22 protein-coding genes and 1 pseudogene are annotated in these 19,229 nt (G+C 67.8%); 14 read left to right on the forward strand and 9 right to left on the reverse strand.

Annotation, left to right across the window (positions count from 1 at the left end):
* Window positions 1-111: 111 nt before the first annotated feature.
* Window positions 112-1,014 carry a hydrogen peroxide-inducible genes activator gene (locus H3309_RS07400; RefSeq protein ID WP_182298117.1) on the forward strand — a complete coding sequence of 301 codons (903 nt, stop codon included), beginning with the start codon at window positions 112-114 and terminating at the stop codon, window positions 1,012-1,014.
* Complete coding sequence (locus H3309_RS07405) at window positions 1,011-2,036, forward strand: S66 peptidase family protein (protein ID WP_182298118.1); 1,026 nt, start codon at window positions 1,011-1,013, stop codon at window positions 2,034-2,036. Before H3309_RS07400 ends, H3309_RS07405 begins: the two co-directional genes overlap by 4 nt.
* A gap of 75 nt (window positions 2,037-2,111) precedes the next feature.
* Here H3309_RS07405 and H3309_RS07410 read toward each other — a convergent pair whose 3' ends face one another.
* Complete coding sequence (locus H3309_RS07410; RefSeq protein ID WP_182298119.1) at window positions 2,112-3,116, reverse strand: 2-dehydropantoate 2-reductase; 1,005 nt, start codon at window positions 3,114-3,116, stop codon at window positions 2,112-2,114.
* A 55-nt stretch (window positions 3,117-3,171) separates the two neighbouring features.
* On the opposite strand from H3309_RS07410, the gene H3309_RS07415 reads away from it, so the two are divergent.
* The 3 genes from H3309_RS07415 (at window position 3,172) to H3309_RS07425 (ending at window position 5,040) form a co-directional block, all read left to right on the forward strand.
* The gene (locus tag H3309_RS07415; RefSeq protein ID WP_182298120.1) at window positions 3,172-4,146 is read left to right on the forward strand and encodes an NADPH:quinone oxidoreductase family protein; all 975 of its coding nucleotides are present in this window, start codon (window positions 3,172-3,174) and stop codon (window positions 4,144-4,146) included.
* Window positions 4,146-4,589, forward strand: coding sequence for a hypothetical protein (locus H3309_RS07420; RefSeq protein WP_182298121.1), 444 nt, complete (start codon window positions 4,146-4,148; stop codon window positions 4,587-4,589). The genes H3309_RS07415 and H3309_RS07420 overlap by 1 nt, the downstream gene beginning before the upstream one ends.
* Before the next feature lie 85 nt (window positions 4,590-4,674).
* Complete coding sequence (locus H3309_RS07425) at window positions 4,675-5,040, forward strand: GFA family protein (RefSeq protein ID WP_317983342.1); 366 nt, start codon at window positions 4,675-4,677, stop codon at window positions 5,038-5,040.
* A gap of 3 nt (window positions 5,041-5,043) precedes the next feature.
* Here H3309_RS07425 and H3309_RS07430 read toward each other — a convergent pair whose 3' ends face one another.
* The 6 genes from H3309_RS07430 to pgsA all read right to left on the reverse strand — a co-directional run bounded on the left by H3309_RS07430 (window position 5,044) and on the right by pgsA (window position 7,747).
* Complete coding sequence (locus tag H3309_RS07430) at window positions 5,044-5,361, reverse strand: type II toxin-antitoxin system RelE/ParE family toxin (protein WP_182298123.1); 318 nt, start codon at window positions 5,359-5,361, stop codon at window positions 5,044-5,046.
* Entirely contained in the window at window positions 5,358-5,597 is a 240-nt protein-coding gene (locus tag H3309_RS07435; protein ID WP_207791573.1) for a ribbon-helix-helix domain-containing protein, read from the reverse strand. Before H3309_RS07435 ends, H3309_RS07430 begins: the two co-directional genes overlap by 4 nt.
* Before the next feature lie 160 nt (window positions 5,598-5,757).
* A complete protein-coding gene (locus tag H3309_RS07440; protein ID WP_182298125.1) occupies window positions 5,758-6,459 on the reverse strand; it encodes a glutathione S-transferase family protein in 702 nt (233 codons plus the stop codon).
* 6 nt (window positions 6,460-6,465) lie between these two features.
* Window positions 6,466-6,933 carry a molybdenum cofactor biosynthesis protein MoaE gene (locus H3309_RS07445; RefSeq protein ID WP_182298126.1) on the reverse strand — a complete coding sequence of 156 codons (468 nt, stop codon included), beginning with the start codon at window positions 6,931-6,933 and terminating at the stop codon, window positions 6,466-6,468.
* Window positions 6,930-7,181 (reverse strand): molybdopterin converting factor subunit 1, encoded by a 252-nt coding sequence (moaD, locus tag H3309_RS07450; protein ID WP_182298127.1) that lies wholly within the window; start codon window positions 7,179-7,181, stop codon window positions 6,930-6,932. Before moaD ends, H3309_RS07445 begins: the two co-directional genes overlap by 4 nt.
* Window positions 7,178-7,747: a CDP-diacylglycerol--glycerol-3-phosphate 3-phosphatidyltransferase gene (gene pgsA, locus H3309_RS07455; protein WP_182298566.1), complete on the reverse strand. Its 570-nt coding sequence runs from the start codon at window positions 7,745-7,747 to the stop codon at window positions 7,178-7,180. Before pgsA ends, moaD begins: the two co-directional genes overlap by 4 nt.
* Window positions 7,748-7,799: 52 nt before the next feature.
* Between pgsA and H3309_RS07460 the strand changes: the two genes are divergently transcribed.
* From H3309_RS07460 to H3309_RS07470, 3 genes are all read left to right on the forward strand, one after another.
* Window positions 7,800-8,471, forward strand: coding sequence for a nitroreductase (locus H3309_RS07460; protein ID WP_182298128.1), 672 nt, complete (start codon window positions 7,800-7,802; stop codon window positions 8,469-8,471).
* Window positions 8,472-8,570: 99 nt separating this feature from the next.
* The gene (gene lipA, locus H3309_RS07465) at window positions 8,571-9,497 is read left to right on the forward strand and encodes a lipoyl synthase (protein ID WP_182298129.1); all 927 of its coding nucleotides are present in this window, start codon (window positions 8,571-8,573) and stop codon (window positions 9,495-9,497) included.
* Window positions 9,484-9,945 carry a type II toxin-antitoxin system RatA family toxin gene (locus H3309_RS07470; RefSeq protein WP_182298130.1) on the forward strand — a complete coding sequence of 154 codons (462 nt, stop codon included), beginning with the start codon at window positions 9,484-9,486 and terminating at the stop codon, window positions 9,943-9,945. Before lipA ends, H3309_RS07470 begins: the two co-directional genes overlap by 14 nt.
* Here H3309_RS07470 and H3309_RS07475 read toward each other — a convergent pair.
* On the reverse strand, window positions 9,906-10,394 hold the full coding sequence (locus H3309_RS07475; RefSeq protein ID WP_182298131.1) for a CinA family protein: 489 nt from the start codon (window positions 10,392-10,394) through the stop codon (window positions 9,906-9,908). The two genes, H3309_RS07470 and H3309_RS07475, sit on opposite strands and share 40 nt — an antisense overlap.
* 9 nt (window positions 10,395-10,403) lie before the next feature.
* Window positions 10,404-11,543, reverse strand: coding sequence for a bifunctional 2-C-methyl-D-erythritol 4-phosphate cytidylyltransferase/2-C-methyl-D-erythritol 2,4-cyclodiphosphate synthase (locus H3309_RS07480; RefSeq protein WP_182298132.1), 1,140 nt, complete (start codon window positions 11,541-11,543; stop codon window positions 10,404-10,406).
* Between the two features lie 80 nt (window positions 11,544-11,623).
* On the opposite strand from H3309_RS07480, the gene dusB reads away from it, so the two are divergent.
* From dusB to hfq, 6 genes and pseudogenes are all read left to right on the forward strand, one after another.
* A complete protein-coding gene (dusB, locus tag H3309_RS07485; RefSeq protein WP_182298133.1) occupies window positions 11,624-12,637 on the forward strand; it encodes a tRNA dihydrouridine synthase DusB in 1,014 nt (337 codons plus the stop codon).
* Entirely contained in the window at window positions 12,634-13,704 is a 1,071-nt protein-coding gene (locus tag H3309_RS07490) for a two-component system sensor histidine kinase NtrB (RefSeq protein WP_182298134.1), read from the forward strand. The genes dusB and H3309_RS07490 overlap by 4 nt, the downstream gene beginning before the upstream one ends.
* Window positions 13,701-15,125 (forward strand): nitrogen regulation protein NR(I), encoded by a 1,425-nt coding sequence (ntrC, locus tag H3309_RS07495; RefSeq protein ID WP_182298135.1) that lies wholly within the window; start codon window positions 13,701-13,703, stop codon window positions 15,123-15,125. Before H3309_RS07490 ends, ntrC begins: the two co-directional genes overlap by 4 nt.
* Before the next feature lie 72 nt (window positions 15,126-15,197).
* Window positions 15,198-17,462, forward strand: a complete 2,265-nt coding sequence (locus H3309_RS07500) for a sensor histidine kinase NtrY-like (RefSeq protein ID WP_182298136.1) — start codon at window positions 15,198-15,200, stop codon at window positions 17,460-17,462.
* Window positions 17,462-18,859, forward strand: coding sequence for a nitrogen assimilation response regulator NtrX (gene ntrX, locus H3309_RS07505; RefSeq protein WP_182298137.1), 1,398 nt, complete (start codon window positions 17,462-17,464; stop codon window positions 18,857-18,859). Before H3309_RS07500 ends, ntrX begins: the two co-directional genes overlap by 1 nt.
* Before the next feature lie 131 nt (window positions 18,860-18,990).
* Window positions 18,991-19,221, forward strand: a pseudogene (hfq, locus tag H3309_RS07510) (RNA chaperone Hfq); the annotation flags it as partial.
* Window positions 19,222-19,229: the final 8 nt, after the last annotated feature.

Consider the following 19,229-nt stretch of genomic DNA (forward strand, 5'->3'; position numbering starts at 1 on the left):
ATGATGGGTTGGCCATAGATGGGTGTGGTGGCGGCCCTATGACAGGCGCCACGGTGCGTCCAACGCAGAAAATTGCTGGCGGTTATCGACTGGGGCGATAAGACGGCGGGCATGAACGTCTATCTGCCGACGCTGAAGCAGTTGCAGTATCTGACCGCGTTGCACCGGCACGGGCATTTCGGTCGGGCGGCGGACGCCTGTTTCGTGACGCAATCGACCCTGTCCGCCGGCTTGCGCGAGCTGGAGACGCTGCTGGGGGTGGTGCTGGTGGAACGCAACCGGCGGGTAGTGCGCTTCACGCCGCTGGGTGAGGCGGTGGTCGAGCGGGCCTATGCGACGCTGCGCGAGGCGGATGCGCTGACCGAGCTGACGCGCGCGGCGGGCAAGCCGCTGTCGGGCGGGCTGCGGCTGGGGGTGATCCCGACCATCGCGCCGTTCCTGCTGCCGCGATTGCTGCCGCGGTTGCGGCGGGAATGGCCGGAACTGAAACTGTATCTGCGGGAGGAACAATCGGGCGCGGCGTGCGAGGCGCTGAACCGCGGGCAGCTTGATTGTGTGCTGCTGGCGCTGCCCTATGCCTGCGGCGACGTGGCGGCGGCACCGCTGTTCGAGGATCGCATCCTGCTGGCCTTTCATCCCGAGGACATGCCGGACGCACCGCCCGCGGTGGAGCCGGCGAGCCTGGACGGCGAGCGGCTGCTGCTGCTGGAGGAGGGGCATTGCCTGAAGGATCATGCGCTGGCGGCGTGCAACCGGGCGACGCTGCGGCCGGATGCCACGGTGCTGGGAACCAGCCTGCACACGCTGGTGCAGATGGTGGACAACCGTATCGGCATGACATTGTTGCCCCAGATGGCGGTGGATGCCGGGATATTGAACGGCACCCGGGTGGAGACGCGGCCGCTCGCCTCGGCGAACGCGGTGCGGGAGATTGCCCTGGTGTGGCGGCCGGGCAGCCCGCGGGCGGAGGAGTATCGGCTGTTCGCGCGGGCGTTGAATGGAGACGTCGCATGAGGTTCGACCGGCGGATGGCGATGGCGGGGCTGGCGGTGGGGGCGATGATGCCGGCGGTGGCCAAGGCCTTGCCGCAGCGGTTGCCGCCCCGGCTGCGGCGCGGCGACATGGTGGGGCTGGTGGCGCCCGCGGGGTTGATCGGCGACGCGTTCGACCTGGCGCTGGTGACGGAGACGGTCGCGGCGATGGGGTTGGTGCCGAAGGTCGGACCCTCTGTGCTGTCGCGCGATGGCTATCTGGCGGGGAGTGATGCGGCGCGGGCGGCGGATGTAAACGCGATGTATGCCGATCCGGTGGTCAAGGCGGTGTTCGCGGTGCGCGGCGGCTGGGGTTGCGCGCGGATCCTGCCGCTGCTGGACTGGGGGCTGATTGCCAGAAATCCGAAATTGCTGGTGGGGTTCAGCGATGTGACGGCGTTGCACATGGGCTTTGCGGCGCGCGCGGGGTTCAGCACCATCCATGGGCCGAATGCCGGCGGCGATTGGGGCAAGCTGAGCTGGGATTCGTTTCGCGCGGTGGCGTTCGAGGGCGGCACGCCGCTGTACCGCAATCCGGCGGGGGACGATGACCGGCTGGTGCAGGATGCCGGGCGAACCCGCACGCTGCGCGGCGGGCGGGCGAGCGGCCGGTTGCTGGGGGGCAATCTGACCGTGTTGACGGCGTTGATGGGGACTCCCTGGTTGCCGGATTTTACCGGCGCCATCCTGTTTCTGGAGGATGTGGAGGAGGCGGAATATCGCATCGACCGCATGATGACGCAGCTGGCGCTGGGCGGGGTGCTGGGCAAGGTTGCCGGCGTGGTGTTCGGCAAGTGCACACGATGCATCAGCCAGGGCGCCGGCCTGGGGAATTTCACGTTGACCGAGGTGTTGCAGCGGCACCTGGCGGAACTGGGCGTGCCGGTATTCGAGGGGCTGATGGTGGGGCATGTGGCGAACCAGTTCAGCCTGCCCATCGGTGTGCGGGCGGAGATGGACGCGGATGCGGGGACATTGCGGCTGCTGGAGCCGGCGGTGGGGTAAGGGGGGACGCGGGGCGGCGAGACCCCCTCCTGTTCGCGTTCCGCGAGTCGCCTCCCCCGCGCGCGGGGGAGGGGTTTAGCGCGCGGATTTCAGTTCCTTGTAAAGTGCGGTCGCTGGCCATGGCGCGGCGCCCGCTTCGGCCGCGCGGACCAGCTTGATGACGCGGGCGTTGATGGGGGCGGTGCGGCCCTGGCTGGCGGCGAGGCGGAGCAGTTCGCCGTTGATCCAGTCGACTTCGGTAGCGCGACCCTGGGCAAGGTCGTCGGCCATGCTGCTGCGGGCGTGGGGATCGACGCGGGCGCCGCCTTTCCCCGCGCGACTGACCACCCGGCGGTAGAGCGGGTTGGGCAGGCTCATGATGAGGGGCATGTGTTTGAGCGGCAGGGGGAGGGGATCGACCAGCGTGATGCCGGTGGGTTTGAGGAGCCGCAGCCCCTCCGCGACGCAGAGCGCCCAGGCGCGGCGGTAGTCGCGCTGGATCAGCTGGTGCGCGAGCGGAATGCCGGAGAGCGCGTTGATGGCGTTGTTGAGGTTGACGAGCAGCTTGCCCCACATGACGCCGGGCATGTTGTCCGAACATGCGAAGGCCAGGCCGGCCGCCTGGAACAATGGCGCGAAAGGCACCGCGGCGCGGTCGGCGGCGAGGCTGCCTCCGGTGCCCTGATGGTAGTGCGCCGGGCCGCGCGCCGCGACATTGTACGGTACCATGCCGGCGATAACGGGGTTGGCGGGCAGCAGGGGCCGCAGGCGGTCGGCGTTGCTGACGCCGTTCTGGAAGCTGAGGACGGGCGTGCCCGGCCGGGCATGGGCGGCGACGTCGGCGGCGGCGGCTTCGCTGTGCTGCGATTTGGTGGTGAGAAGGATGAGGTCGGCGCCGGCGAGCGCGGTGGGGTCGGCGGTGCGGGCGGGGGCGGGGATGGTCCGGTCGAAGCCATCGAGCGCGGACAGGCGCAGGCCGTCGGCGAGCGGATCGAGCAGGCGGGGCCGTCCGATGAGGATGACGTCCGCACCGCCGGCGGCGAGCCTTCCGCCGAGGTAGATGCCAATCAGGCCGGCCCCCAGCACTGCGATTTGTGTCATTTGCCCCGGACCCTCCGCGCGTTATGGTGATGGGGTTAATCATTGAGGGACTGTGATGAAAGCCATTCTTTGCGTGGAACATGGCCCGCCGGAAAAGCTGGTCTGGGCGGATGTGGACGAGCCGGAGGTCAGCAAGGGCCAGGTGAAGATCGCGGTGAAGGCGGTGGGGCTGAACTTCCCGGACGTGCTGATCATCCAGAACCTCTATCAGTTCAAGCCGCCGTTGCCGTTCAGCCCGGGGGGTGAGGTTTCCGGCATCGTCGAGGCGGTGGGGGAGGGGGTCTCCACGGTGAAGCCTGGCGACCGGGTGATCGCGATGGTGGGCAATGGCGGCATGCGGGAGAAGATCCTGGTGCCGGCGGCGATGGTAATTCCGATGGCGGACACGATGCCGTTCGACGAGGGCGCGGGGTTCACCATGACCTATGGCACCAGCCACCATGCGCTGAAGCAGCGGGCGCGGTTGCAGCCGGGTGAGACGCTGCTGGTGCTGGGCGCGGCGGGCGGCGTGGGGCTGACCGCGGTGGAGCTGGGCAAGCTGATGGGCGCGCGGGTGATCGCGGCGGCCTCCACCGACGAAAAGCTGGCGGTGTGCCGGGCGGCGGGCGCTGACGAGGTGATCAACTACGCCACCGAGGATCTGAAGGAGCGGGTGAAGGCGCTGACCGGGGGGAAGGGCGCCGATGTAATTTATGATCCGGTGGGGGATCGGTTCGCGGAGCCGGCGTTCCGCTCGATCGCCTGGAACGGGCGGTACCTGGTGGTGGGGTTTGCCGCGGGGGAGATTCCGAAGCTGCCGCTGAACCTGGCGCTGATCAAGGGGGCGAGCATCGTGGGGGTGTTCTGGGGGGCGTTCACCGGGCATGAGCCGGACGTGCATGCGGCGAACATGCGGGAGCTGCTGGGCTGGTATCAGGAGGGCAAGCTGAAGCCGCATATCAGCAAGACGTTCGGGCTGCGTGATGGCGCGGCGGGGATACGCTGGCTGATGGACCGGAAGGCAACGGGGAAGGTGGTATTGGTGGCGTAATGGCCGGGCCGCGGCACTGGGAGGAGCATGTCGGTCGCGCTATCGCCTGTTCGGTGATTGGCATTGCGGTGGTGCCCATCCTGTTCGGTGTCGCTATCGCGGTTGCCAACGCCCTTGATGGGCCGATCGTTGGACCCGCGGCCCGTTGGACACCAAATGGTTTGCCCTTCCTCTTCATCATTTTTGGCTGGTGGTTCGGACTTCCCTTCGCGATTCCAACGCTCAGCCTGGCTTCTGCCGCTCTGACTCCGTGGAGCGCTCGCGGTCTGGTCCGCGCAACAATGGTCGTACTGGCGGGCGTTGCAGTCAGTTCGGTTGGCCTCAGCGCATGGCTGAACGGCAACCTCAGTGCCGCAGCCGTGTTAAGCTTTGCCATTTTCGCGGCGAGCTATGCCATCGGCTGCTATGCTGTGCTGCTGCTGAGGGCGTGGCGGACGCGATGACATCGGTTTTCGAGGTGGTATACTCCAGCAAATTCATTGGAGGGGCAGGGCCATGACCCATGAAGGCGGGTGTCGGTGCGGGGCGGTGCGGTATCGAGTGGCGGTGGCGCCGCAGCGGGTGTCTTTCTGCCATTGCGAGGATTGCCGACGCAGCGCGGGGGCGCCGGTGGTGGCGTGGGCGGCATTTGCGGAAGAGGAGCTGACGGTGCTGCAAGGCCGGCCAGTGGTGCATAATTCGTCGGGCCAGACGATGCGGAAGTTCTGCGGCACCTGTGGCACGGGGCTGTTCTATCGCAACGCGGAGTTCCTGCCGGGGATCGTCGATGTGCAGCTGGTGACGATGGACGATGCCGCGGCTTTCGCGCCAGAAGCGCATGTTCAGACGGCGGAGCAGCTGCCGTGGATGGCGGAAGCGCATGGGCTGCCGATGTTCGAGCGCTATCCGGGGTAGGAGTCAGTCGAGCGCGAAATCGGCGCGAAACCGTTCGATCTGGTGCGTGCGAACGTGCAGGATGGTGACGATGCCGACGACGCCATCATCGAGCATTTGCCAATAGATGATGTGCTGACCGACACGATAGCGATAGCCGCCAACGCCGAATGAGGCCGGAATAGGATGTCGTACGACTGTGCCGGCGGCAATGGCTTCGAAGCCTGTAACGAGCTTGTCGAAATAGTCGATCGCCTGCTGGCGGCCCCAGACCGATTCTGTGTAAGCGGCGATGTCGTCGAGCCGCGCCTCGGCGGCTGGCGACAGGCGCCACAACTTCATTTGAAGCGCGCCATGATACTTTCGCGTGAGGACTCACGATATTGATCCTGCGGGATTGCGAAGGCTTGTTGCAGTTCGGCCTTTAGCAGCGCGAAACGCTCGGCTTCTGTTGCTTCGCGATCCTTTCGGATCAGATGGCGGACATATTCGCTGACATTCTCGAACAGGCCATCCTCGCCGACGGCATCGGCGACGTGGGCGCTGAGCGGGCCACTGATGCGGACGTTGAGGGTCATGGTGTTCATGGAGGCGCGTCCTTTTCCATCCACATTTTAGGGAAGGATGGGGACAGGGGCAAGGTGGGTGGGGTCTGGTATCACCGTCAACCACCCTCACCTCGCTCGAGTCCGCTGGCGCTGCGCGCCGTCTTCGACTCCCCCTCCAGCGAGAGGAGAATCAGGCGCTGATGCCTTTGGGTGGGGCGGCTATGTCGACTCGGGTGCACCACGCGTCTAGGGCGGGGCGGGCGTTGCGCAGGGAGCGGCCTTCGCGGGTGCGGTCGAGGACGTTGAGCATGACGCGGACGGCGAGGTCGGCGTGGCTCAACCGTGGCCCGGCGAGCCAGTCATTGTCGGTGAGCAGTGCAGAGAGCGCATCGTAAAGCACGGTCAGGTCGGCGACGATGGTCTTTTCACTCTTGCGGCCCAGGCCCTGCGTGCGGGCCACTTTGCTCAGTGCGCCGGGGATGGCGCGGGTGAGGATCGTGCGCATCAGGCCGGCGGGTTCGTGGTGCAGCAGGTCTTTCAGGAACCATTCCCGGTTGTGCGGCCAGGTGCGCATGCTGAGGTCGTAGAAATAGAGGCTCTCGTCGGCCCAGTCCTCCAGGATGTCGGCAAGCGCGGCATCGCGGGCATTGTCCGGGCGCAGTGGCGGAACGGGGTGGGCGCGGTCGAGCCAGCGCAGAATGTCGGAAGAATCGACAATGCGGCCCTCCGGCGTGTCCAGCACGGGAAATTTGCCGGTCGGGCTGATGTGTTTTGCCTTGCCGGCCTTGGAGACGATGATCTCATTGGTCTGGAAGGCGAGACCTTTCAGGCGCAGGGCGCGGCGGACCTTGTCCGAATAGGGCGAGATTTCGTAGCCGTGGAGGATGAGCATGGTTCGCTATGACATGATTTCCCCACCCCCTGCCCCTCCCCTGAAGGGGAGGGGAGAGTGCCAGCGTTGCGCAGCGGCGTCATCGTCGGTTTTCGCCTCTACCCAGCCTTCGGGGGATTTTTTCCAGAAGGGTGCGCAGGTTTTCAGCCAGTCCATCAGGAACATCGCGCTTTCGAAGGCGGCGGCGCGGTGGGCGCTGGCGGTCAGCACCAGGACGATGGGGTCGGCGGGGAGCAGGGGCCCGAAGCGGTGGATGATGGTGAGGCCGTGGAGCGGCCAGCGGGCGGTGGCTTCATTGGCGATGCGGTGGAGCGCCTTTTCGGTCATGGCGGGGTAGTGTTCGAGGGTGAGGGGGTGATCGCGCACCAGGCCGGTGAAGCTGACGATGGCACCGATGTCGGTGCGGCCGGCGGTGAGTGCGGTGGTTTCCGTAGCGAGGTCGAAGGGGCCCGGCTGGACGCGGATTGTGATCATCCGCCGGTGACGGGGGGGAAGAGGGCGAGTTCGTCGCCGGGGTGGAGGAAGGTTTCAGCGTCCGCGAAATCCTGGTTGACGGCGAAGCGCAGTTTTTCCGGTTCGGCGAGCGCGGCGGCGTGGCCAGGGGTGCGGGTGGCAAGGGTTGCCAACAGCGCGCCGAGCCGCGTGGGTTCGGCGAGCGGCAGGTCTTCCTGCTCCAGCCCGATGCGTTCGCGCACCCAGGCGAAGTAGAGGAGGCGGATCATGGCGCCTCCTCGGTCATGTGTTTCAGGCCGACGCGCAGATAATCCCAGCCCGTCACCAGCGTCAGCAGCGCCGCGGCCCACAGGCTGATGAGGCCGACCTGCAGCGCGGGCAGCGCCGGCCACCAGCTTTCGGTGGAGCCGGCGAGGATGAGCGCGCCCAGCGACACCATCTGAAAGGTGGTTTTCCATTTGGCGAGCGCCGAGACCGGCACGCTGACGCGGGCGGTCGCCAGGAACTCGCGCAGGCCGGAGATGGTGATTTCACGCAGCAGGATGATCAGGCCGGCGAGCATGTGGATGCCGTGGATCATGCCGTTGTGGATCAGCATGACGATGATGGCGGCGACCATGATCTTGTCGGCGATGGGGTCAAGGAACACGCCCAGCTTGCTGACCGTGCCGTTCGAGCGGGCGAGCCAGCCGTCGAAATAATCGGTGATGCCGGCGATGGTGAACAGGATGAAGGCAAGCAGGTAGCCGAGCCAGCCGGCATCCCACATCAGCAGCACGAGCAGCGGCACCGCGAGGATGCGCGAGAGTGTCAGCAGATTTGGGAGGCTGGACAGCATGGTGGCAACCTATGCAATCGCAGGTGCGGTAACAACCCGGGGAACTGAAATGAATGTGAGCGAGGCGCTGAACACGCGGCGGTCGGTGCGGGGGTTTCTGGACCGGCCCGTGGAGGGGGCGGTGATCCGCCGCGTGCTGGAGACGGCGGCGCGGGCGCCCTCGGGCGGGAACCTTCAGCCCTGGCATATCGATGTGGTGGGGGGCGCCGACCTGGATGCGCTGAAGGCGATCATGGCGAAGCGGGTGCCGGAGCAGCCGACGGGTGAGCCGACGGAATATGACATCTATCCCAGGGAGCTGGCCGAGCCGTACAAGAGCTATCGCTATCAGGTGGGGGAGGACCTGTATGGCGCGCTGGGGATTCCGCGCGAGAACAAGATGGCACGGATGATGTGGTTCGCGCGCAATTTCCAGTTTTTCGGCGCGCCGCTGGCGCTGTTCTGCACGGTGGATCGCCGCATGGGGCCGCCGCAGTGGAGCGACCTGGGCATGTATCTGCAATCGGTGATGCTGCTGCTGCGGGAGGAGGGACTGGACAGTTGCCCGCAGGAATGCTGGGCGATCTATCCCAAGACCATCGGTGATTTCCTGGGCACCCCGCCGGAGCGGATGCTGTTCACCGGCATGTCGATTGGCTATGCGGACATGGACGATCCGGCGAACCAGTTCCGGACGCGGCGGGCACCGGTGGAGGATTTCGCGACCTTTCGGGGGATTTGAGCCTGTTCCACCCACCCCTCCCGCTGTCCGCTACGCTGCGCGAGAGGGGTGTGGCTTGGTCGCATTGCGCATTGGCGGGGCAGGGCATAGATGGCGGGGATGAACGAGACGCTTCCCCTGATCCGCACGCGAAAGCCCGACTGGTTGCGGGTGCGGGCGCCGACATCGCCGGCATTCGCCGAGACGCGCAAGCTGATGCGTCGGCTGAACCTGAATACCGTGTGCGAGGAAGCGGCCTGCCCCAATATCGGCGAATGCTGGACGCAGAAGCATGCGACCGTGATGATCCTGGGCGATACCTGCACCCGCGCCTGTGCCTTTTGCAATGTGAAGACGGGCATGCCGGGGCCGGTGGACGTGCTGGAGCCGGTGCATGTGGCGGAGGCCGCCGGCGAGCTGGGGCTGGAGCATATCGTCATCACCAGCGTCGACCGAGACGACCTTCTCGACGGTGGCGCGCGGCAGTTCGTGCGGGTGATCGAGGAATTGCGCAAGCGCGCGCCAAAGACGACCATCGAGATATTGACCCCGGATTTCCGCAACAAGTCGATGGACGCCGTGAAGGCGATCGTCGCTGCGGGGCCGGACGTGTACAACCATAATCTGGAGACGGTGCCACGGCTGTATCCGACGATCCGGCCGGGTGCGCGATACTATCATTCGCTGCGGCTGCTGGAGACGGTGAAAGGGCTGGACGCGGGGATTTTCACCAAGTCCGGCGTGATGGTGGGGCTGGGCGAGGAGCGCCAGGAGCTGCACCAGGTGATGGACGACATGCGATCGGCCGGCATCGATTTCCTGACTGTCGGCCAGTATCTGCAACCGACGCCGCGCCACGCGAAGGTGGTGGCGTTCGTCGAGCCGAAGACCTTTGCCAGCTATGCGGCGATCGCGCGGGCGAAAGGGTTCCTGCTGGTGGCGGCCAGCCCGCTGACGCGCAGCAGTTACCATGCCGGCGCGGATTTCGCGAAGATGCAGGCGGCGCGGCGGGCGCAGCTGGAGAAGGCCGGCCTTGCCACGGCATAGCGAGACGCGGACGCTGCCATGGACTCCCGAGCAGCTGTTCGACCTGGTGGCGGACGTGAAACGCTATCCGGAGTTCCTGCCCTGGGTCGCGGCGACCCGTATCCGGTCCAACGACGGCGCGGTGATGCTGGCGGACATGTCGGTGGGGTTCCGGCAGCTGCGGGAGACGTTCACCAGCCGCGTGGCACTGGAACCCAAGAGCGCCATTCGGGTAGAGTATATCAACGGCCCGCTGAAGTTCCTGCGCAACGACTGGCGGTTCGAGGCAGGTGATGACGGCGGCTGCCGGTTGAGTTTCGATGTGGCGTTTGAGTTCAAAAGCAAGCTGTTCGAGCGGCTTGCCGGGGCATTCTTCCACGAGGCATTGAAGCGCATGGTGGCGAGTTTCGAGGCGCGCGCGGTGGCGCTTTACGGCAGCAGCAGTTCAAGCGCCACGAGCGTTGCCTGACGGCGGATTTCGGCGCGGCCGAGGTCGCCGAACTGGCGGACATCGGCGACCGCCGGGCCATCGAGGCCGCGGATGGCACGGGCGAAGACGACCATGCCAACGGGCTTCTTCTCGCTGCCGCCCCCCGGCCCGGCGATGCCGCTGATGGCGACGGCGACGTCGGCGTTGCTGTGGCGGATGCCGCCCTGCGCCATGGCCCAGACGGTGGCCTCGCTGACCGCGCCGAGGCTGTCGATGATGTCGCGGGAGACGCCGACGGACTGGACCTTGGCGTCGTTGGAATAGGTGACGAAGCCGCGCTCGAACACCTCGCTGCTGCCCGGAACATCGGTCAGCGCGGCGGCGACCATGCCGCCGGTGCAGCTTTCGACGGTGGCGAGGCAGCGGCCGGCGGCACGGTTTTCAGCGATGACGCGCTGCGCCAGCGCGGCGATTTCGGGGTCGGTCATGGGGCGCGGCTATAGCGAATATCGTGGCAGGGTGACAGTGGCGATGGCCTGGGCGGCGATGCCTTCGCCGCGACCGGTGAAGCCGAGCCTCTCGGTCGTGGTGGCCTTGACGCTGATGAGCGGGGCGTGGGCGGCGAGGATTTCGGCGAGGCGGGCGGTGAACGCGGCACGGTGCGGCCCCACCTTGGGTGCCTCGGCGATGATCGTCAGGTCGACATGGTCGATGACGCCGCCGCGGGCGGACACCAGGCCGGCGGCATGGGCGAGGAAACGGTCGGAGGAGGCGCCTTTCCACTGCGGGTCGGATGGCGGGAAATGGGTGCCGATGTCGCCGTCGCCGATGGCGCCCAGGATGGCGTCGGTCAGCGCGTGGAGCGCGACGTCGGCATCGCTGTGGCCGATGACGCCGGCGCTGTGCGGCACGCGCACGCCGCACAGCCAGACATGGTCGCCACGGCCGAAACGGTGGACGTCAAAACCAGTGCCGGAGGTGGTGCGCGTGGGAAGCAGGGCGGCGGCGCGGGCGAAATCGGCGGCGTGGGTGAGTTTCATGGCGTGCTCGTCGCCCGGAACGAGCGCGACCGCAAGCCCGGCGGCGTGGGCAATGGCGGCGTCGTCGGTATGGCCGGGCGCAGCCGCGGCGTGTGCGGCGCGGATGGCGGCAAGCTCGAAGCCCTGGGGCGTCTGGGCGCGCCAGAGCGTATCGCGCGGGATTTCGCCGGTCATCAGCGTGTCACCGGTGCGCAGGCTGTCGACGATGGGGAGGACGGGTAGGGCAGCGGGGTGGGTTTCAAGGGCGTCGAGGATGCGGTCGATCATGTCGGCGGGCACGAAGGGGCGGGCGGCGTCATGGATCAGCACATGGGTGATGTGGGCGGGCAGGGCGGCGAGGCCGAGGCGGACGCTGTCCTGCCGGGTGGCACCGCCGGGGGAGTGCGTGACATTGAAGCCGTTCGCCGCGTTCAAGAACAGCGCTTCGTCCTCGGGCGCGATGACGGCGTGGAGGTGGCTGACACGCGCGTGCCGGGCGAAGGCGGCGAGCGCATGGGCGATGACCGGAGCGCCGGCGAGCGGCTGATATTGTTTCGGCAAGGCCCCCCCGGCGCGGGTGCCGCGACCGGCGGCGACAATCAGGGCGGCGGTGTGCATGCGCGGGGAATAGCGGGCAGGCTGCTTGCCGAAAAGCGGCGATTGCGATACGGGCCGTGCCTGATTTTTGAGCAGGGACCATGACGCGCCTGAAACCCATTCACATCGGGCCTGTGACCATCGACGAGCCGGTGATCCTGGCGCCGATGACGGGCGTCACCGACCGGCCGTTCCGGACACTGGTGAAGCGGTTCGGCGCCGGGCTGACCGTGACCGAGATGATCGCCTCCGAAGCCATGGTGCGCGAAACCCGGCAGTCGCTGCACAAGGCGGCCTGGGACCCGTGCGAGGCGCCGGTCTCGATGCAGTTGGCGGGGTGCGAGCCGCGGGTGATGGCGGAGGCCGCGAAGCTGAACCGCGACAGGGGCGCGGCGATCATCGACATCAACATGGGCTGCCCGGTGAAGAAAATCGTCAACGGGCAGGCCGGCTCGCACCTGATGCGGGATCTTAAACTGGCGGCACAGCTGATTGATGCAACGGTGAAAGCGGTGGATTGCCCGGTGACGCTGAAGATGCGGATGGGCTGGTGCCATGACAGCCTGAACGCACCCGAGCTGGCGCGCATTGCCGAGGATCTGGGCGTGCGGATGATCACGGTGCATGGCCGGACGCGGAATCAGCTCTATTCGGGCAGCGCGGACTGGGCGTTCGTGCGGCGGGTGAAGGAGGCCGTGCGCCTGCCGGTGGTGGTGAATGGCGACATCTGCACGCTGGACGATGTCGATGTGGCGCTCGAGCAGTCCGGTGCGGACGCCGTGATGATCGGGCGGGGTGCCTATGGCAAACCCTGGCTGCTGGGGCAGGCCATGGCCTGGCTGGCGCGCGGCGAAAGGCGGCCGGCGCCGGCGCTGGCGGCGCAATATGCCCTGATTGTCGAGCATTATGGGTTGATGCTCGAACTCTACGGCAGGGACACCGGGGTCAATCTGGCACGCAAGCATCTGGGCTGGTACACCAAGGGCCTGCCGGGATCGGCGGAATTCCGCAACAAGGTGAACTTCGTGGGCGATCCCGCGATGGTGCTTGCCATGCTGCGTGATTTCTATGCCCGCGTCATGGATGGGGGCGCGGCCTTGGCCATCGCGGCATGAGCCTGCCGCTGCCGCTCGACATCTGGAATGCGCTGCCCATCCCGACGCTGCTGCTCGACCCCGACGGCCAGGTGGCGCTGGCCAACACCGCGGCCGAAACCTTCCTGAACGCCTCCCAGGGGCAGCTGGCGGAGCGGGGCTGGGATGCGCAGCTTCCGCCGGACAGCCCGTTGCGCTCGGTGCTGGCGGAGGCCCGCGCCGGCGGGAGTGGCATCGCCGCCTATGACCTGGATGTGGTGTTCATCGGCGGCCGCCGTTCCCGCGCGGACGTGATGGTGGGGGCGGTGCCCGATGCGCCGGGCTGGTTGACCTTGGCGTTGCAGCCGCGCGCGGTGACGGCGATGGTCGACCGGCAGATGGGCCAGGCGGGGGCGGCACGCTCGGCGGTGGGCGTGGCGGCGATGCTGGCGCACGAGATCAAGAATCCGCTGTCGGGCATCCGGGGCGCGGCGCAACTGCTGAATCATGGCGCAGACGCCGAAACGCGCGAGCTGACCGGACTGATCGTGAGCGAGGTGGACCGGGTGGCGACACTGATCGACCGGATGGAGGGCTTCACCGACACCCGCCCGCGGCGGCCGCAGCCGGAGAATATCCACGCCATCCTTTCTCATGTGCGCAAGCTGGCGGAGACGGGGTTCGCGCGCGGCCTGAGCATCCGCGAACGCTATGATCCCTCCTTGCCGCCGGTGCTGGGCAGCCGCGATGCCTTGGTGCAGCTGTTCCTGAACCTGCTGAAGAATGCCGCGGAAGCCTCACCGAAAAATGGCGAAATCGAGATCACGACGGCCTATCGCCATGGCCTGCGGGTGGCGGCGCCGGGAGGGAAGGAGCGGATCTCCCTGCCGTTGGAGGTGTGCGTGATCGACCAGGGGGCCGGGCCGCCGCCGGCGGTGGCGGACCATATGTTCGATCCGTTCGTCAGTTCGAAACGCGGCGGTTCCGGGCTGGGGCTGGCGCTGGTGGCGAAGGTCGCGGGCGACCATGGCGGGGTGGTGGAGTTTGAACGGCGCGGCAGCCGGACGTTGTTCCGGGTGCTGCTGCCGGTGGGGAAAGGGCAAGCGTGAACGACAGCGTGGTGATCGTGTGCGACGATGACGCCGCCATCCGCACGGTGGTGCGGCAGGCGCTGCTGCGCGCCGGCCATGCGGTGCGGACGACCGACAGCGCGGCGGGGTTGTGGAAGCTGATCGAGGAGGGTGTGGGCGACGCGGTCGTCAGCGACGTGATTCTGCCCGACGCCAACGGGCTGGACATGATTCCCCTGATCCATGCGAAGCGCCCCGGGCTGCCGGTGATCGTGATGAGCGCGGAGAATACGCTCTCGACCGCGGTGCGGGCGACCGAGCAGGGGGCGTTCGATTATCTGCCCAAGCCGTTCGACCTGGATGAGCTGACGCGCGCGGTGGCCGCCGCGGTCGCGGGCAGCCGGGCGGAGCGGCCGGTCGAAGCGCAGGCGACGGCGGAGCGGCTGCCGATGATCGGGCGCAGCGCCGCGATGCAGGATGTCTATCGCACGATGGCGCGGGTGGTGCCCACCGACCTGACGGTGATGGTGTTGGGGGAGAGCGGCACGGGGAAGGAGCTGGTGGCGCGCGCGCTGCACGATCTGGGCGCGCGGCGCACCGGGCCGTTCGTGGCGCTGAACATGGCGGCGATCCCGCGCGAGCTGATCGAATCCGAGCTTTTCGGTCACGAGCGCGGCGCCTTTACCGGCGCGGCGGCGCGGGCAAGCGGCAAATTCGAACAGGCCCAGGGCGGCACGCTGTTCCTGGACGAGATCGGCGACATGCCGATGGACGCGCAGACTCGCCTGCTGCGGGTGTTGCAATCGGGCGAGTTCACCACCGTCGGCGGCACGCGGACGCTGAAGGCCGATGTGCGGATCGTGGCGGCGACGCACAAGGATCTGGGGCGGCTGATCGATGCCGGGCAGTTCCGCGAGGACCTTTATTACCGGTTGAATGTGGTGCCCGTGCGCCTGCCACCGCTGCGCGCGCGGGGCGATGACATCGGCGAGCTGGCACGGCATTTCCTGGACCGGGCGGTGGCGGAAGGCCTGCCGCGCAAGCATCTGGCGCCCGATGCGCTTGCCTGGCTGGCGGCGCAACCCTGGCCTGGGAATGTTCGGGAGCTGGAAAATGCCATGCGGCGGCTGGCGGCGCTGGCGCGTGATGAGGTGATCACCGCGGGCGTCGCGGCGATGTGGCTGGCGCAGGATGGCGGCGCACCGGTGGCGACGCCGGCGCGCGGTGGCAGCCTGGCCGAGGTGGTGGAGGGGTGGCTGGCGGCCAACATCGGGCCGTCCCTGCCGCCGGACGGGCTGTACGATCGGCTGCTGGCGGAGTTCGAGCGGCCGCTGCTGGCAACCGCGCTGGCGCTGACCCGCGGCAACCAGTTGAAGGCGGCCAAACTGCTGGGGGTGAACCGCAACACGCTGCGCAAGCTGCTGACCGAGCGCGGCGTGGAGCCGGCGCGCGGCGGCTGAGCCGCGGCCTTCCGTTGCCTTGAGGCCACGGACTGTGTTTCTTTCGCCACGGTTCTCTGCTAGTTCACTGCCATGGCTTCGGTCGTTCCCTCGCGTGAGACGACGCCCGCGCGGCGGCGCGCGGTGGTGTGGCGGCAGTGGCGGCGGCGGGTGGCGCGCTGGGCCAATGCGGGTGATTTCTATCCGCGGCTGGAGCTGGGGCTGGCGCTGCTGGCGCTGTTGATGGGGATTGCCAGCTATGCCGTGCTGACCGGCAAGCGCGCGCCGGCGGTGGGGTTCGATCCGCCGCTGATCGCCGCGCTGCTGCTGGCCAACCTGGTGCCGTTGATCGCGCTGTTGGTGCTGATCGCGCGCCGGGTGGCGATCCTGGTGAGCAACCGGCGGCAGGGCATCGCCGGCGCGCAGCTGCATGTGCGCTTGGTGGCGCTGTTCGCCAGCATGGCGGCGGTGCCGACGATCCTGGTGGTGGTGTTCGCCGCGCTGCTGTTCCAGTTCGGGGTGCAGTTCTGGTTTTCCGACCGTGCCAAGACCGTGCTGGATAACGCCGATCGCGTGGCGCAGGCCTATGTCGAGGAGAACAAGAGCCGCATCCTGGACGACATCATCGCGCTGGGCCGCGACGTGCGCGGCTATGCTGTGGACTATGGGGTGGGGTCGGCGAGCTTCCGCGACGGGCTGGCCTTCCAGGTGGCGGCGCGCAACCTCTCCGAGGCGGCGGTGTTCCGCGCCACGCCGACGCGGCTGGAGCTAATCGCGCAGGTATCCCTGGACATGCAGCCGTTCGAGGCACGGATGCGGGCGCTCGACCTGTCGGGCGCGCGGGTGGGGGAGGCGCAGGTCGTTGCTTCGGCGCGCGACCGGGTGGAGGCGGTGGTGCGGCTGGATCCGACCGCGCCGGTCTATGTCTATGTCAGCCGGCGGGTGGAGCCGCGCGTGCTGGAGCAGGTGGCGCGGACGCAGACGGCGCTGTCCGACTATAAGGCGCTGACCGAGCGCAGCCGGGCCTTGCAGTGGCGTTTCGCGCTCGTGCTGATCGTGGTCTCGCTGCTGATCGTCGCGGCGTCGATCTGGTTCGCGCTGTGGCTGGCGAACCGGCTGGTGGCGCCGATCGGCCGGCTGGCGCAGGCGGCCGAGCGGGTAGGGGCCGGCGATTTCGAGGTGCGGGTGCCGGTGAAGGGCATGAACGACGAGATCGGCGTGCTGGCGCGCGCGTTCAATCGCATGACCGGGCAGATCAAGGCGCAGCAGAATGCGCTGGTGGGAGCGAACACGCAGTCGGACAACCGGCGGCGCTTTATCGAGGCGGTGCTGGCAGGCGTGTCGGCGGGGGTGCTTTCGATCGATCATGAAGGCATTATCCGGCTGGCGAACCAGAGCGCGGCGACGCTGCTGCAGAAGGATGTGGCGACGCTGGTGGGCGCGCCGCTGGCCGACGCGGTGCCCGAGCTGGCGGGCATGCTGGATACCGCGCACAGCGCCGGGCTGGCGGCGGGCGAGGTGGTGATCGCGCGCGGCAGCGAGACGCAGACACTGGCGGTGCGGCTGACCGGCAATGTCGGCAGCGCGCAGAACTATATCCTGACCTTCGACGACATTTCGCAGCAGCTGGCGGACCAGCGGCGGGCGGCGTGGAGCGACGTGGCGCGGCGGATCGCGCACGAGATCAAAAACCCGCTGACGCCCATCCAGCTGTCGGCCGAGCGGTTGCAGCGGCGCTATGGCCGGCAGATCGTGGAGGATCCGGAAACCTTTGCCGGGCTGACCGACACCATCGTGCGGCAGGTGGGCGACCTCAGGCGGATGGTGGATGAGTTCAGCAGCTTCGCACGCGCGCCGCGGCCGCAGTTCCGCGAGGAATCGGTGGGCGAGATCGCGCGGCAGACGCTGTTCCTGGCGGAGGTGGCAGCGCCGCATGTGCGCTTCTGGCTGGAAGTGGATGAGCCCCTGCCGCCCTTTGTTTGCGACCGCCGGCAGATTGGTCAGGCGCTGGCCAATCTGGTGAAGAACGCCACCGAATCCATTGGCACCACGGCGGAAGAGCGCGGCATGGTAAGCGTACATGTCAGCGGCGACCGGGCGCAGCTGTGCATCGAGGTGCGCGACAATGGGCCCGGCATTCCCGCCGAGCTGCATGATCGCATCACCGAACCCTATGTCACGACGCGCGCGCGGGGGACCGGGCTGGGCCTGGCCATCGTCAAGCGCATCGTCGAGGATCATGGCGGGCAGCTGACCCTGCTGAACCGCCCCGAAGGTGGGGCCATCGCGCGCATGCAGTTCGACCTGCACTCGCCGGTCGTGCCCCACACCCCGCAAACCGCAGGAGCCGATGCCTGATGCCGCTCGACATATTGGTCGTTGATGACGAGGCCGACATCCGCAGCCTGATCGCCGGGGTGCTGGAGGATGAGGGCTACCGCCCGCGCACCGCCGCCGACAGCGACGGCACGCTGGCGGCGCTGGCGGAGCGGCGCCCGGCGCTGGTGATCCTGGACATCTGGTTGCAGGGATCGAAGCTGGATGGGCTGGAGCTGCTGGACAGCATCAAGGCGACCGATCCCAGCCTGCCGGTGCTGATCATTTCGGGCCACGGCAACCTGGACACGGCGGTGGCGGCGATCAAGCGCGGTGCCTATGACTTCATCGAGAAGCCGTTCCAGGCGGACCAGCTGCTGCTGGCGGTGGCGCGGGCGACCGAGACCGAGCGGTTGCGGCGGGAAAACAGCGAGTTGCGGGTGCTGGCGGGGCTGGAGGATGAGCTGACCGGCACCAGCCAGGCAATCAACGCGGTGCGCGCGACGATCAAGCGGGTGGGGGCAACGGGCAGCCGCGTGCTGATCAGTGGCCCGGCGGGCAGCGGCAAGGAGGTGGCGGCCAGACTGCTGCACCAATGGTCGTCGCGGGCGACGCGGCCGTTCGTGGTGGTGGCCGCCGCGCGGATGACGCCGGAGCGGGTGGAGGAGGAACTGTTCGGGCGGGAGGAGGGCAGTGCGCTGCTTCGCGCCGGCCTGTTCGAGCAGGCCGATGGCGGCACGCTGTTCATCGACGAAGTGGCCGACATGCCGCTGACCACCCAGGCGAAAATCCTGCGCGTGCTGACCGACCAGAGTTTCCAGCGGGTGGGCGGCACGCGCAACATCCGGGTGGATGTGCGCGTGGTCAGCGCCTCGGCGCGCGACCTAACGCGGGAGATCGCCGACGGGCGGTTCCGTGAGGACCTGTATTACCGGTTGAACGTGGTGCCGGTGCGTCTGCCGCCGCTGTCCGAACGGCGGGAGGATATCGGCCGGCTGGTGGAATATTTCGTGGCGCGGCTGTCGGCCGAGCGGCGTGTGGCGACTCCGGGGATCAGCGACGACGCGCTGGCGGCGTTGCAGGCCTATGGCTGGCCGGGCAATGTGCGGCAGTTGCGCAATGTGATCGAACGCACGCTGATCCTGGCGCCGACCGCGCGGGTGGAGCGCATCGAGCTGGACATGCTGCCCGCCGAGGTGACGGCGGAGCCGGCGGCGCTGCTGCCGGACAAGGCGGCGAAATCGATCATGGGCACGCCGCTCAGGGAGGCGCGCGAAGCGTTCGAGCGCGAATATCTGAAGGTGCAGATCCGGCGCTTTTCCGGCAACATCAGCCGCACGGCCGCCTTCATCGGCATGGAACGCTCGGCACTGCACCGCAAGCTGAAGGCGCTGGGGCTTTCGGAAGGCGACCGCGACGGCGATGAGTTGGACGCTTGAGAATCCGCCAGCAATCGCTACGTTGATGCCGCATTGCAGCGTGACCCCGGTTGCGTCTGCCATGTGCCGACGTCGGGCAACGGCGCGGGTGCCGGCCCAAGTCGCCGGCCAAGAATGAAAGGCTGACCGCCATGGCTGACAAGGCCAACAATCTTCAGGATGTGTTCCTGAATGCCGTCCGCAAGCAGAAGACGCCGGTGACGATGTTCCTGGTAAACGGCGTGAAGTTGCAGGGTGTGATTACCTGGTTCGACAATTTCTCGGTGCTGCTGCGCCGCGATGGACATTCGCAGTTGGTGTACAAGCACGCGATTTCCACCGTGATGCCGGCCGGACCGTTGCAGCTGTTCGATGCCGAGAAGGATGACGG

This window comes from Sandaracinobacteroides saxicola, from assembly GCF_014117445.1.
In the GTDB taxonomy this organism is placed as follows: domain Bacteria; phylum Pseudomonadota; class Alphaproteobacteria; order Sphingomonadales; family Sphingomonadaceae; genus Sandaracinobacteroides_A; species Sandaracinobacteroides_A saxicola.

Coding starts and splice junctions, on each gene's coding strand:
- moaD (WP_182298127.1), bottom strand. CDS start 7,181: ATGATCCGCCTCCTCTACTTCGCCTGGGTGCGCGAACGCATCGGGCTG.
- H3309_RS07475 (WP_182298131.1), bottom strand. CDS start 10,394: ATGACCGACCCCGAAATCGCCGCGCTGGCGCAGCGCGTCATCGCTGAA.
- H3309_RS07445 (WP_182298126.1), bottom strand. CDS start 6,933: ATGATCACAATCCGCGTCCAGCCGGGCCCCTTCGACCTCGCTACGGAA.
- H3309_RS07500 (WP_182298136.1), top strand. CDS start 15,198: ATGGCTTCGGTCGTTCCCTCGCGTGAGACGACGCCCGCGCGGCGGCGC.
- H3309_RS07460 (WP_182298128.1), top strand. CDS start 7,800: ATGAATGTGAGCGAGGCGCTGAACACGCGGCGGTCGGTGCGGGGGTTT.
- H3309_RS07405 (WP_182298118.1), top strand. CDS start 1,011: ATGAGGTTCGACCGGCGGATGGCGATGGCGGGGCTGGCGGTGGGGGCG.
- H3309_RS07410 (WP_182298119.1), bottom strand. CDS start 3,116: ATGACACAAATCGCAGTGCTGGGGGCCGGCCTGATTGGCATCTACCTC.
- lipA (WP_182298129.1), top strand. CDS start 8,571: ATGAACGAGACGCTTCCCCTGATCCGCACGCGAAAGCCCGACTGGTTG.
- H3309_RS07400 (WP_182298117.1), top strand. CDS start 112: ATGAACGTCTATCTGCCGACGCTGAAGCAGTTGCAGTATCTGACCGCG.
- dusB (WP_182298133.1), top strand. CDS start 11,624: ATGACGCGCCTGAAACCCATTCACATCGGGCCTGTGACCATCGACGAG.
- H3309_RS07430 (WP_182298123.1), bottom strand. CDS start 5,361: ATGAAGTTGTGGCGCCTGTCGCCAGCCGCCGAGGCGCGGCTCGACGAC.
- H3309_RS07440 (WP_182298125.1), bottom strand. CDS start 6,459: ATGCTCATCCTCCACGGCTACGAAATCTCGCCCTATTCGGACAAGGTC.
- H3309_RS07435 (WP_207791573.1), bottom strand. CDS start 5,597: ATGACCCTCAACGTCCGCATCAGTGGCCCGCTCAGCGCCCACGTCGCC.
- H3309_RS07480 (WP_182298132.1), bottom strand. CDS start 11,543: ATGCACACCGCCGCCCTGATTGTCGCCGCCGGTCGCGGCACCCGCGCC.
- H3309_RS07490 (WP_182298134.1), top strand. CDS start 12,634: ATGAGCCTGCCGCTGCCGCTCGACATCTGGAATGCGCTGCCCATCCCG.
- H3309_RS07415 (WP_182298120.1), top strand. CDS start 3,172: ATGAAAGCCATTCTTTGCGTGGAACATGGCCCGCCGGAAAAGCTGGTC.
- H3309_RS07420 (WP_182298121.1), top strand. CDS start 4,146: ATGGCCGGGCCGCGGCACTGGGAGGAGCATGTCGGTCGCGCTATCGCC.
- ntrX (WP_182298137.1), top strand. CDS start 17,462: ATGCCGCTCGACATATTGGTCGTTGATGACGAGGCCGACATCCGCAGC.